This window comes from Acidovorax sp. CF316, assembly GCF_000276605.1.
Classification (GTDB): Bacteria; Pseudomonadota; Gammaproteobacteria; order Burkholderiales; family Burkholderiaceae_C; genus Acidovorax.
Genome location: NZ_AKJX01000122.1, coordinates 1 through 11970, shown reverse-complemented (window position 1 = coordinate 11970; position 11970 = coordinate 1). Strand labels below are relative to the sequence as shown.

General features: G+C 67.2%; 10 protein-coding genes and 1 tRNA gene. 8 read left to right on the top strand and 3 right to left on the bottom strand.

Annotation, left to right across the window (positions count from 1 at the left end):
* Positions 1-2: 2 nt before the first annotated feature.
* Entirely contained in the window at positions 3-1712 is a 1710-nt protein-coding gene (gene recN, locus PMI14_RS14505; protein WP_007855551.1) for a DNA repair protein RecN, read from the top strand.
* Positions 1702-2580: an RNase adapter RapZ gene (gene rapZ, locus PMI14_RS14500; RefSeq protein ID WP_007855550.1), complete on the top strand. Its 879-nt coding sequence runs from the start codon at positions 1702-1704 to the stop codon at positions 2578-2580. The genes recN and rapZ overlap by 11 nt, the downstream gene beginning before the upstream one ends.
* Positions 2581-2590: 10 nt before the next feature.
* Here the strand turns inward: rapZ and mutY are convergent, their stop codons facing one another.
* From mutY to mutM, 3 genes are all read right to left on the bottom strand, one after another.
* The gene (mutY, locus tag PMI14_RS14495; protein ID WP_007855546.1) at positions 2591-3661 is read right to left on the bottom strand and encodes an A/G-specific adenine glycosylase; all 1071 of its coding nucleotides are present in this window, start codon (positions 3659-3661) and stop codon (positions 2591-2593) included.
* Entirely contained in the window at positions 3661-5634 is a 1974-nt protein-coding gene (locus PMI14_RS14490) for a dynamin family protein (protein ID WP_007855545.1), read from the bottom strand. Before PMI14_RS14490 ends, mutY begins: the two co-directional genes overlap by 1 nt.
* Positions 5635-5782: 148 nt before the next feature.
* Positions 5783-6598, bottom strand: coding sequence for a bifunctional DNA-formamidopyrimidine glycosylase/DNA-(apurinic or apyrimidinic site) lyase (gene mutM, locus PMI14_RS14485; protein WP_007855544.1), 816 nt, complete (start codon positions 6596-6598; stop codon positions 5783-5785).
* A gap of 29 nt (positions 6599-6627) precedes the next feature.
* On the opposite strand from mutM, the gene PMI14_RS14480 reads away from it, so the two are divergent.
* The 6 genes from PMI14_RS14480 (at position 6628) to PMI14_RS14455 (ending at position 11792) form a co-directional block, all read left to right on the top strand.
* A complete protein-coding gene (locus PMI14_RS14480; RefSeq protein WP_007855543.1) occupies positions 6628-8427 on the top strand; it encodes a tetratricopeptide repeat protein in 1800 nt (599 codons plus the stop codon).
* On the top strand, positions 8427-8960 hold the full coding sequence (locus PMI14_RS14475) for a lipoprotein insertase outer membrane protein LolB (RefSeq protein WP_007855542.1): 534 nt from the start codon (positions 8427-8429) through the stop codon (positions 8958-8960). Before PMI14_RS14480 ends, PMI14_RS14475 begins: the two co-directional genes overlap by 1 nt.
* 24 nt (positions 8961-8984) lie before the next feature.
* Positions 8985-9842, top strand: coding sequence for a 4-(cytidine 5'-diphospho)-2-C-methyl-D-erythritol kinase (gene ispE / locus PMI14_RS14470; protein WP_007855541.1), 858 nt, complete (start codon positions 8985-8987; stop codon positions 9840-9842).
* Positions 9843-9872: 30 nt separating this feature from the next.
* Positions 9873-9949, top strand: a tRNA-Gln gene (locus PMI14_RS14465).
* A gap of 60 nt (positions 9950-10009) precedes the next feature.
* Complete coding sequence (locus tag PMI14_RS14460) at positions 10010-10984, top strand: ribose-phosphate pyrophosphokinase (RefSeq protein WP_007855540.1); 975 nt, start codon at positions 10010-10012, stop codon at positions 10982-10984.
* 175 nt (positions 10985-11159) lie between these two features.
* Positions 11160-11792: a 50S ribosomal protein L25/general stress protein Ctc gene (locus tag PMI14_RS14455; protein ID WP_007855539.1), complete on the top strand. Its 633-nt coding sequence runs from the start codon at positions 11160-11162 to the stop codon at positions 11790-11792.
* The last annotated feature ends 178 nt before the right edge of the window (positions 11793-11970 follow it).

Sequence of the window (11970 nt, the reverse complement as noted above, 5' to 3'; positions counted from 1 at the left end):
CCATGGCCCTGAGGCGCATCACGCTGCGTGATTTCGTCATCGTTGAGGCGCTGGAGCTGGACCTGCAAAGCGGCTTCACCGTGCTCACCGGCGAGACCGGTGCCGGCAAATCCATCCTCATCGACGCCGTGCAACTGGTGCTCGGCGCCCGCGCCGATGCCGCCCTGGTGCGCGAGGGCTGCGCACGCACCGACGTGTGCGCCGAGTTCGACGCCCCGACCCACATCCGGCCCTGGCTCGAAGAGGCCGGGCTGGAGGGTGAGGAGCTGCTGCTGTTGCGCCGCACGGTGGACACCCAGGGCAAGAGCCGCGGCTGGATCAACGGCACGCCCGCCACGGCCACGCAGTTGCGCGCGCTCGGCGAGTTGCTGCTCGACATCCATGGCCAGCATGCCTGGCAGAGCCTGACCCGGCCCGAATCGGTGCGCGGCCTGCTCGATGCCTACGCGGGTACCAGCGACCGCCCCACGGTCGAGCGCTGGCACCAGTGGCGCCAGGACCAGAAGGCATTGGCCCAGGCCCGCGCCGCGCAGTCCACCCTGCAGCGGGAGCGCGAGCGCCTGCAGTGGCAGATCGCCGAGGTGGACAAGCTGGCCCCGGGCGATGACGAATGGCCCGAGCTCGACGCCCAGCACAGGCGCCTGTCCAACGCCTCGGCGCTGATGGATGCGGCCAACGCCGCCATTGCCATCTTGTCCGGCGGGGACGGAGATGGGGGGGGCGCGCTGGACGGCCTCTCGCGCGCGCAGGACCTGCTGCAGGGCCATGAGCACCTGGAGGCCGAATTCGCCAGTGCCGCCGACATCCTCAACTCCGCGGTCGCGCAGGCCGGCGATGTCGTGCATTCGCTGCACGCCTACCTGCGCCACAACGACCTGGACCCCGAGCGCCTGGCCGCCGTGGATGCGCGCCTGTCGCTGTGGATGACGCTGGCGCGGCGCTACAAGCGCAGCCCGGTGGAACTGCCCGCCCTGCTGCACGGCTGGAAGGCCGAGCTGCAGCAGCTTGATGCGGCGGCCGACCTGGTGGCCCTGGAAAAGGCCGAGGCCGCCAGCGCCCGGGCCTACCAGGCTGCGGCGCGCGCGCTATCGCTGGCGCGCGCCAAGGGCGCACCCCGGCTGTCCACCGCCATCACCCAGGCCATGCAGGGCCTGGGCATGGCCGGCGGCCAGTTCGAGGTGGCCCTGGGCAAGCTGGCCGAGCCCGCCGCCCACGGTACGGACGATGTGGCCTTCCTCGTGGCGGGCCACCCGGGCACAAGCCCGCGGCCCATCGGCAAGGTGGCCTCGGGCGGCGAACTGTCGCGCATTTCGCTGGCCATCGCGGTCACCACCAGCGCCCTGGGTGAAGCCCCCACGCTGATCTTCGACGAGGTGGACTCGGGCGTGGGCGGGGCCGTGGCCGACACCGTGGGCCGGCTCATGCAGCAACTGGGGCGCGACCGCCAGGTGCTCACCGTCACCCACCTGCCCAAGGTGGCCGCGCGCGCCGACTACCACCTGGTGGTGTCCAAGCGCAGCGGCGCCAAGGGCACGGCCAGCCAGGTGGTGGCCGTGCAGGGCGATGGCCGCATATCCGAAATGGCGCGCATGCTGGGCGGCGACGACTCCAGCAAGGCGACCGTGGCGCACGCGCGCGAGATGCTCGCCATCGCACCGCCCGCTGCCCCCGTGCGCCGCCCCAAGAGGAGGAAACAGACCGATGGCGCTTGAGATCGTGCTGATCACCGGCATGTCCGGCTCGGGCAAGTCGGTGGCCCTGCATGCCCTGGAGGATGCGGGCTACTACTGCGTGGACAACCTGCCGCCCGAGCTGCTGCCGGCCTTCGTATCGCTGGAGCACCGCCACCACGGCAACCGCGTGGCCATCGCCATGGACGTGCGCAGCGCCACCTCGCTGCCGCTGGTGCCGCTGGAGCTCGACCGGCTGCGCAAGCAGGGCGTGGTCGTGCACTCGCTGTTCCTGGACGCGACCATCGACACCCTGGTGCGGCGCTTTTCCGAAACGCGCCGGCGCCATCCGCTGTCGCACGACGAGCTGACCCCGGACGCGCTCAAGCAGGGCCGCCGTGCGCTGGTGCAGATCATCGAGCTCGAGCGCGAACTGCTGGCCGACCTGCGCGAGGAGGCGCACGTCATCGACACCAGTGCGATCCGTGCCTCGCAATTGCAAAGTTACGTAAAGACCTTGATGGCGACGGCGCCGGGTCAGCTCACCCTGGTGTTCCAGTCGTTCGCCTTCAAGCGGGGGCTGCCGGTGGACTCGGACTACGTGTTCGACGTGCGCATGCTGCCCAACCCGCACTACGAGCCGGAACTGCGTGAAAAAACCGGGCTGGATGCCCCGGTGGCCGATTTTCTGCGCGCCCAACCCGATGTGGCGCTGATGCAAAGCCATATCGAGGGCTTCCTGGCCCATTGGCTGGAAATGCTGGACCGCAACCACCGCAGCTACGTGACGGTGGCCATCGGCTGCACGGGGGGCCAGCACCGCTCGGTCTATCTGGTGGAGCGGCTGGCAGAAGCCTTCGGCCGGCGCTGGGCCACGCTGCGGCGCCACCGCGAGCTGGACGGGCGCTGACCCGGCTGTCTTACAACAGGCCGCCGAAGAGGCTTGCCAACAGCTTGCGGATGGGCGCGGGCAGGCCCATGGCCTCCCACTCGCTGGCGCCGTACCAGCCGCCCTGGCCGGTCGCATCACGCTCCACCGGCACGCCGAGCACCACGGGGTGCAGGTGCAGGTCGCGGTGGGTCAGCACATGCAGGAAGGCCCCCAGTGCCTCGGTCTGCCCTGGTGCCACCGGGTTGGGCAGGTGGGCCAGGTGGTCGTGCAGGTGCGCCTCGTCGGCGAACACCGGCAGGCAGAACAGCCCGGCCCAGATGCCCGAGTCGGGCCGGCGCTCCAGCCACACGCGGCCCTTTGCATCCCGCATCACCAGCAGCCACCAGGATTCGGCCCGGCGCTTGAGCTTGCGCGTGCGCACCGGGTAGCGCTCGGCATCACCGGCCTGGCCGGCCACGCAGATGTCCACCAGCGGACAGGGTGGGCAATCGGGCGCGCGCGGGCTGCACAGCGAGGCGCCCAGGTCCATCAGGCCCTGGGTGTAGCGCGGCATGGCGTTGGCCAGGTCCTCCACCGGCAGCAGCGCCTCGGCCTGGTCCCAGAGCAGTCGCTCGTTCTTCGCCACGGCCAGGTCGGCATCGAAGCCCAGCACCCGCGTGAGCACGCGGCGCACATTGGCATCGAGGATGGGCGTGCGCTCGGCAAAGCAGAAGGAGGCGATGGCCCCGGCCGTGGACCGGCCGATGCCCGGCAGGGTGGCCAGCACCTCGGCCGTGCGCGGAAAGGCGCCGCCATGCAGGGCCACCACGGCCTGGGCGCAGGCATGCAGGTTGCGCGCCCGGCTGTAATAGCCCAGGCCGCTCCACAGGCCCATGACCTCGTCTTGCGGCGCGCGGGCCAGGGCCTGCACATCGGGGAATTTTTCGAGGAAGCGGGCGTAGTAGCCCAGCACCGTGCTCACCTGCGTCTGCTGCAGCATGATCTCGGACAGCCAGACCCGGTACGGGTCGCGCGTGTTCTGCCAGGGCAGGTGGTTGCGCCCGGCCGTCGCCTGCCAGCGCACCACGCGCTGGGCCACCCCGCCCGCCCGCGCGTCCATCAAAGCGGCAGGGCCACGTCCACGGAGGACTCTTCGGGTGCGGTCTGCTCGGCGTCCGGTGGCGCGATCAGTTGCGCGGTCAGCTCCTGCAGGCGGTGCTCCAGCTGGATCAGCTCGCCCTCGCCCTGCTCGATTTCAGCGATGCGCTCCACCAGCCCGCTGGCAGCCTGCTGGATGCGGTCCACCGCCTCCATGCGGCGGGCAAAGCTGCGGCGGCGCTCGCGCAGCTGCGCGTCGAGCTGCGCCGTGGCGGACTTGCTCCACAGCTCCAGGTCGTTGGCGGCGGATTCGTACACGGTGCGCAGGCGCATGGCCAGGGCGCGCACCAGGCGCTCGGAGAATTCGGGCTGGGCCAGCTTGAGCGAGTTGCCCAGGCCCAGGTACTGCAGGTGGCTCTGCTCGATCTGCGAGAGGTCGTGCGCAAAATGCTCCAGCTGTGGCGGCGGAGGCACCTGCAGCGAGAAACCGAACTCGGCATTGAGCTGGCGGAAGGTGCCGCCCAGCATGGCCTGGATCTCGGTGCCCGAGGCCTGGGCCTTGTCCAGCGTGCCGCGCAGCTTGTCGAAGGTCTGCACGTAGATCTTCTTCACGCCGAGCTTGAGGCCCTTTTGCTGCAACAGCTGCGCCAGTTCGGCCAGTTCCACCTTGAGCGCCTTGGAACCCAGCTGCTGGAACACGTCGCGAAGCAGCTTGAGGTGCACGGCACGCACCGCCTGGATCTTGGAGGCGGAGAGGTCGAACTCGTGCTGCTCCTGCTCGATGCGCTGGCGCATGGACTCGATGACCGAGGCGTTCTTGCCGCGCAGGCTGCGCAGCTCGGCCATCTGGTCGTCCAGGTCGCGCCGGCGGATGTTGATGACACGCCCGGTCTCGGCCCGCAGGCCGGCGACGCCCGTGGCCACGGCCGCACGCAGGATGGCCTGGCGCTGGCCCATGATGCCCTTGGCCAGGGCCTCCTCGAGCACCGGCAGGCCGCTGGTCTCCAGCAGCAGGTCGTCGGCCGATATCTTGGCGACCAGGCCCTTCTGGGCAGACACGGGCACCACCTTGTCGGGGGATACGCCCAGCATCTCGGCCGCGGTATTGACCTGGCGCACCATCTGCGCCTGGATCTGCTCGGCGGAATTGAGTGAATCCCACAGGGTGTCGATCTTGTTGAGCACGACCAACCGGCCGTCCAGGCTCTCGGCCGAGGTGGCCAGGTGCTCGCGCCAGATGGACAGGTCCGAGCGGGTCACCCCGGTATCGGCGCTCAGGATGAACACCACGGCATGGGCCTGGGGAATCAGGTTCACCGTGAGTTCGGGCTCGGCGCCCACGGCGTTCAGGCCCGGGGTGTCCAGGATCACCAGCCCCTGCTTGAGCAGGGGGTGGGGGATGTTGATGATGGCGTGGCGCCACATGGGCACCTCGACCAGGCCATTGGCGTCGGGAATCGGGTTCTCGTCCACCAGGTCGTCGTGCCAGAAACCCAGCGCGCGGGCATTGTCCAGGCTCACCCGGCGCACCTCGGCCACCTTTTCGAGGGCCTTGGCGATCTGGTCGGGATCGTTCACGTCCAGGGGGATCTCCTGCCAGCGCTCGGGCCGCAGGCGCCACTCGGCCAGGCCGTGCATCTGCAGGCGCGTCTCGATGGGCAACAGGCGCAGGCTGGGTGCGAAGTCGGCGTCGTAGCCCAGTTCGGTGGGGCACATCGTGGTGCGCCCCGCGCTGGCGGGCATGATGCGCCGGCCATAGTCTGCAAAGAAGATCGCGTTGATCAGCTCGGATTTGCCACGCGAGAACTCGGCAACGAACGCGACCATCACCTTGTCGGTGCGGACCTGGCTCTCCAGGCGCTGCAGGCGCTCCTGCACGGACGCGTCCATCAGCTCGTGCGAAGACATCCACTCGGCCAGCTGCTTGAGCTGCTGAGCGAACGCACGTCTCCACGCGCCATGCTGGTCAAACTGCTCGTTGAATGAAGGTCCCACTTTGCTCCCGGCGTTCGATAACGACTGTTTCTGAACTGAACAAAATATAGCATCGACTGCCCGCCAGCCATAGCTGTGGATGGTGCTTACCCGTCACGATGGGCCGCATACGCCACACTCGGCCGGCCAAGCCGCCCTCCGGCAGCCCTCACGCGCGCTGGCAGCGGGGGCAGAAATAGCTGCTGCGCTGGCCCTGGCGCAGGGCCCGGATGGGCGTGCCGCAGACCTTGCAGGGCGCCCCCTCACGCCCGTACACGTTGGCGTGGGCCTGGTAGCTGCCATAGGCGCCGTCGGCGTTGGAGAAGTCCTTGAGCGTGCTGCCCCCGAGCTCCACGGCACGCTCCAGCACCTGGCGTATGGCGGCGTGCAGGCGCCCCATTCTGGCGGGGCCGATGCGCGCCGAGGGCGTCTGCGGGCGAATACCCGACAGAAACAGTACCTCCGATGCATAGATGTTACCGACCCCGACGACAACCTTGCCCGCAAGCAGCATCTGCTTGATGGGTGCGCGGCTGGCCTTGATGCCCCGGCTGAAGGCGTCCAGGGTGAAATCATCGGACAGGGGCTCCATACCCAGGCCCCCCAGCAGCTTTTGTGCCACGGCATCGGCCTCGCCCGCGGCGTGTACCACCGCACCGAAGCGCCGCGGGTCGTGCAGGCGCAGGGTGCCCTGGGTAGTGCCCAGGTCGAAATGGTCGTGCGGGCCCGGCGGCGGCAGGCCGTGCGCAAAGCGCAGGCTGCCGGACATGCCCAGGTGCACCAGCAGGATGCCCTGGTCCAGATCGACCAGCAGGTACTTGCCGCGGCGGCGCACACCCAGGACCTGCCGCCCCACCAAGGCATCGCCGTCGCCTCCCAGCGGCCAGCGCAGCGGCTTGCCCAGCCGCACGGCCGTGACCCGGGCGCCAGCGATGGCCTGCGCAAAGCTGCGCCTTGTTACTTCCACTTCGGGCAACTCAGGCATCCAAAGCCCTCACGAACAGGTAGTCATGCATGGATTATTATGGGTCGATGGTGCCTTCAAACTACTTTCGGTCTGCCGTATTGACAGTTGCTCTTGCAGCAGTGGCCAGCGTGGGCTACGCGCAGCAGCCCCCTGGCAGCACGGCGCCCCCGGCGGCCGAACCGGCACCCGACGACGCCTCCAGCAGCAACCCGGCCCTGGACGCCGAGCTGTTCTATGAAATCCTCATGGGCGAGATCAACGCCCGCACCGGCGAGGCGGGCACGGGCTACGCCCTCATGCTGGAGGCGGCGCGGCGCACCAACAACCCCCAGCTCTACCAGCGGGCTGCCGACATGGCCCTGCAGGCGCGCGCGGGCGACCATGCGCTGGCAGCGGCCAAGGCCTGGCGCGAAGCCCAGCCGGACTCGCGCGAAGCCAACCGCTACGTGCTGCAGATCCTGATCGCCCTGAACCGCATCGGCGAGACCCCGGAGCTGCTGCGCCAGGAGCTGGCCCAGGCGCCGGTCCAGGCCAAGCCCACCATCCTGGGCATCGTGCCCCAGATGTTCGCCCGCGCCAGCGACAAGCCCCTGGCCGCGAAGGTGGTTGAACAGGCCCTGGCGGACGAACTGGCCAAGCCCGCCAATGCGGCCGCGGCACACATTGCCATCGGGCGCGTGCGCCTGGCCGCCGGCGACAAGACCGGCGCGCTGGCCAGCGCCCGCGCCGCCCAGGACCTGGACCCGACCAGCGAAGGCCCCGCCCGGCTGGGCATGGAACTGCAGGAAGAGAGCGTGCCCGAAGGGCAAGCCCTGGTGACGCGCTATTTCGCCAGCCAGCCGCAGGCCACACCCGAGATGCAGATGGCCTACTCGCGTGTGCTACTGGGCCAGCAGAAATACGGCGAGGCCAAGACCCAGCTCGAAGCCGTGACCCGCGCCAAGCCGGACCTGCCCGAGCCCTGGCTGATCCTGGCCACCCTGCAGCTGCAGGACAACCGCCTGGACCTGGCCGAAACCTCGCTCAAGCGCTTCCTGACGCTCATCGAGGGCCCGGACATCAATCGCGACGCACGCCAGCGCAGCCTGAACCAGGCCTACCTGCTGTACGCGCAGATTGCCGAAAAGCGTGGCGATTTCGCCGCGGCAGAAGGCTGGCTGGCCCGCATCGAGAATTCGAGCGAGCTGTTCAGCGCCCAGAGCCGCCGCGCCTCCCTGCTCGCCAAGCAAGGCAAGATCGCACAGGCCCGCGCGCTGCTGCGCGCCCTGCCCGGCGTGACCGAAGACGACAAGCGCATGAAACTGCTGGCCGAAGTGCAGTTACTGCGCGACCAGCGCCTGTTCAAGGAAGCCCTGGAGGTGCAGACCGAGCTCGTGGCACTGGCCCCGGACGATGGCGAACTGCTCTACGACCAGGCCATGCTGGCCGAGAAGGTCGGCCAGTTCGACACCATGGAAAAGCTGTTGCGCCAGATCATCGCGCGCCAGCCCGACTACCACCACGCCTACAACGCGCTGGGCTACTCGCTGGCCGAGCGCGGTCAGCGCCTGCCCGAGGCCCGGCAACTGATTGCCAAGGCCCTGGAACTGGCCCCGGGAGACCCCTTCATCACCGACAGCCTGGGTTGGGTGGAGTTCCGCATGGGCAACAAGGCCAAGGCGCGCAGCCTGCTCGAGACCGCCTTCAAGGCCCGGCCCGATGCCGAGATCGCGGCCCACCTGGGTGAAGTCGTCTGGAGCATGGGCGAGCGCGACAAGGCCCTCGGGATCTGGCGTGAAGGCCTGCGCCTGAACCCCGACAACGACAGCCTCAAGGACACCTTGAAGCGCCTGGGGGCCAAGCCCTGATGCGCGCAACGGGCGGCGGCATCGCCGGAGGGCGTGGCCACGGCCTGCCGCTGCGCCAGTGGATGGCATGGCTGGCCCTGGCCTGCACGCTGTGGCTCACGGGCTGCGCCCAGCCACCCCGCATTGCCGAGCCCGGCACCGCATCCTGGTCGGGCCGCCTGTCACTGCAGGTGGAGGGCCAGGCATCGCAGTCGTTCTCCTCGCTGTTCGACCTGCAGGGCAACCCCGACAAGGGCGAACTGGTGCTGACCAGCCCGCTGGGCAACACCCTGGCGCGGCTGCAGTGGGAGGCCGGGCGCGCCCAGCTCACCACCGGGCAGGAGACACGCGAATCCACCTCGCTCGATGAGCTGCTGCGCCAGGCCACCGGCACGGCCATCCCGGTGGCGGCCATCTTCGAATGGCTGGGCGGCAAGCAGGCCACGGCCACCGGCTGGCAGGCCGATCTCTCGGGCAGCGCTGACGGCCGTCTGGTGGCTAGGCGCCACGACCCCGCTCCCGAGGCCACACTGCGCATCGCCTTCAGCCGCTGAGCGCCCTGCCCTTTCCTTCTTCCCATGCAAGCCCTGTACGACGTGCCGGCTCCGGCCAAGCTCAATCTTTTTCTGCACATCACCGGCCGTCGTGCCGATGGCTACCACCTGCTGCAGTCGGTGTTCATGCTCATCGACTGGTGCGACACCCTGCATTTCGAACGCCGCCCGGACTGTGCCATCACCCGCGAGGACCTGGGCCCACCCCTGCCCGAGATGGACCTGGTGCTGCGCGCAGCGCATGCACTGCAGTCGGCCACGGGCTGCACCCAGGGCGCCCACATCGGTGTCATGAAGCGTGTGCCGGCGCAGGCCGGCATGGGCGGAGGCTCGTCGGATGCGGCCAGCACGCTGCTGGCGCTCAACCGGCTGTGGGGTTTGAACCTCTCGCGCCAGGCGCTGCAGAAGATCGGCCTGACCCTCGGCGCAGACGTGCCGTTTTTTTTATGCGGCACGAACGCTTTTGTCGAAGGAATTGGTGAGACAATAACGCCGCTTGAGAGTGCACAGCAACTTCAGCAAGCGCGCTTCGCGGTCGTCAAGCCCGCAGCAGGTTTGGAGACAAAAGCAATTTTTTCTTCGCCGAATCTGAAACGCGATTCTGAGTGTGCTACAATCTTAGGCTTTGCTGCAACACACTTTGACTTCGGTCGAAATGATCTGCAGCCGGTTGCCGAGGCACTGTGCCCCGATGTGAAGCAAGCCCTGAGATGGCTTGAACAACGCGGGTTGCAGCCCAGGATGACAGGCTCTGGAAGTGCGGTGTTTGCGCAAATGCCACATGCGGTGGATCTGGAAGACGCCCCGGGCGACTGGCAGGTCAGCGCATGTGACAATTTGATGGTTCATCCTCTGGCTGGGTGGGCATCGAACGAGAATTGAGGTTGGCTGCTTTCGGCAGTTGACCTGTGTAGGGGAGTCGCCAAGCTGGTTAAGGCACCGGATTTTGATTCCGGCATGCGAAGGTTCGAATCCTTCTTCCCCTGCCAAATTTCTTTCACGCGCTTTCTCTCGCGTACGGGCTTTTATTTCAGACCGCTGGGACGCTCATGCAAGGCAATCAACCCGACTTCATGGTATTCACCGGCAATGCCAATCCTGGCATGGCAGCTGAAATCGCCCAACACCTCGGGACCACCCTCGGCGCCGCCGACGTGGGCCGTTTCTCCGATGGTGAAGTGACCGTCGAGATCAAGCAGAACGTCCGTGCGCGCGATGTGTTCGTGGTGCAATCCACCTGCGCGCCCACGAACGAGAATCTGATGGAACTGCTGATCATGGTCGATGCGCTCAAGCGCGCCTCGGCAGAGCGCATCAGCGCCGTGATCCCCTACTTCGGCTACGCCCGCCAGGACCGCCGCCCCCGCTCGTCGCGCGTGCCCATCACCGCCAAGGTGGTGGCCAACATGCTGCAGGCCGTGGGCGTGGCCCGCGTGCTGACCATGGACCTGCATGCCGACCAAATCCAGGGCTTCTTCGACATCCCGGTCGACAACATCTATGCATCGCCCGTGCTGCTCGGCGACCTGCGCCAGAAGAACTACGAAGACCTGATCGTCGTCTCCCCTGACGTGGGTGGCGTGGTGCGTGCCCGTGCGCTGGCCAAGCAGCTGAACTGCGACCTGGCCATCATCGACAAGCGCCGCCCCAAGGCCAACGTGTCCGAAGTCATGCACGTGATCGGCGAGATCGAAGGCCGCAACTGCGTGATCATGGACGACATGATCGACACGGCCGGTACGCTGGTGAAGGCCGCCGAAGTGCTCAAGGAGCGCGGTGCCAAGAGCGTGTACGCCTATTGCACGCACCCCATTTTCTCGGGTCCTGCCATCGAACGCATCGCCAAGGGCTCGGCCCTCGATGAAGTGGTGGTGACCAACACGATTCCCTTGAACGACAACGCCAAGGGATGCGCCAAAATCCGCCAGCTCTCCGTGGCCCCGCTGATCGCCGAAACGATCCAGCGCATTGCCAAGGGTGAGTCGGTGATGAGTCTGTTCTCGGACCAGGAAAACCTGTTCTAAAAAGCCCCGGGCCTCGCAGGAGACCCTTGGTTTTGCAGAACGCTGGACACCAAGCCTCCTTCGGGAGGCTTGTCCATTGGTTGGTTCGGGAACGCAATGTGGCCTGCCCTGTGGCAGGCCTTTTTAAAACAGGACACGACTGGTCGCGGTCTGTCCTTTTCAGGAGCTAGTTATCATGAACTTCGTCGCTTTTGAGCGCGCCAAGCAAGGTACGGGTGCGAGCCGCCGTCTGCGCAATTCGGGCAAGACGCCTGGCATCGTCTACGGCGGTACCGCTGAACCCCAACTGATCGAGATCGACCACAACGCACTGTGGCACGCCCTCAAGAAGGAAGCCTTCCACTCCAGCGTGCTGGACATGGAAGTCGCCGGCAGCACCAGCAAGGTCCTGCTGCGTGACGTGCAATACCACCCCTACAAGCAACTCGTGCTGCACATCGACTTCCAGCGCGTGGATGCCAAGACCAAGCTGCACATGAAGGTGCCACTGCACTTCAGCGGCGCTGAAGAATCCCCCGCCGTGAAGGTGGACCACTGCCTGGTGAACCCCGTCGTGAACGAACTCGACGTGTCGTGCATGCCTTCGGACCTGCCTGAGTTCATCGCTGTGGACCTGTCCAAGCTGCAAAAGGGTTCTTCGCTGCACCTCAAGGACATCAAGCTGCCCAAGGGCGTGACCGCCGTGATCCGTGGCAACAAGAACAACCCCGTTCTGGTGTCCGTGGCTGCTCCGGTTGTGGTCGTCGAGACCCCTGCCGAAGCCGCTCCTGCTGCCGACGCCAAGGGCAAGGGCAAGGGCAAGAAGTAATTTCTTCTGCTTTTTTGCACATCAAGAACGGCTCACTTCGGTGGGCCGTTTTTGTTTTGTGGGCCTGCCTTGGTGTCGATGGTTGCCACATGTCTTTGCGAAGTGCAGAGGCCGGGATGTGCGCCCGGCGGCGCACCCACCTTCTTTTGCGTCGCCAAAAGAAGGTGGGCCAAGAAAA

What these genes read in the sequence shown, in the direction of transcription:
- recN (WP_007855551.1), top strand. Translation starts at nt 3, where the DNA reads ATGGCCCTGAGGCGCATCACGCTGCGTGATTTCGTCATCGTTGAGGCG.
- rapZ (WP_007855550.1), top strand. Translation starts at nt 1,702, where the DNA reads ATGGCGCTTGAGATCGTGCTGATCACCGGCATGTCCGGCTCGGGCAAG.
- mutY (WP_007855546.1), bottom strand. Translation starts at nt 3,661, where the DNA reads ATGGACGCGCGGGCGGGCGGGGTGGCCCAGCGCGTGGTGCGCTGGCAG.
- mutM (WP_007855544.1), bottom strand. Translation starts at nt 6,598, where the DNA reads ATGCCTGAGTTGCCCGAAGTGGAAGTAACAAGGCGCAGCTTTGCGCAG.
- PMI14_RS14480 (WP_007855543.1), top strand. Translation starts at nt 6,628, where the DNA reads ATGGATTATTATGGGTCGATGGTGCCTTCAAACTACTTTCGGTCTGCC.
- PMI14_RS14475 (WP_007855542.1), top strand. Translation starts at nt 8,427, where the DNA reads ATGCGCGCAACGGGCGGCGGCATCGCCGGAGGGCGTGGCCACGGCCTG.
- ispE (WP_007855541.1), top strand. Translation starts at nt 8,985, where the DNA reads ATGCAAGCCCTGTACGACGTGCCGGCTCCGGCCAAGCTCAATCTTTTT.
- PMI14_RS14460 (WP_007855540.1), top strand. Translation starts at nt 10,010, where the DNA reads ATGCAAGGCAATCAACCCGACTTCATGGTATTCACCGGCAATGCCAAT.
- PMI14_RS14455 (WP_007855539.1), top strand. Translation starts at nt 11,160, where the DNA reads ATGAACTTCGTCGCTTTTGAGCGCGCCAAGCAAGGTACGGGTGCGAGC.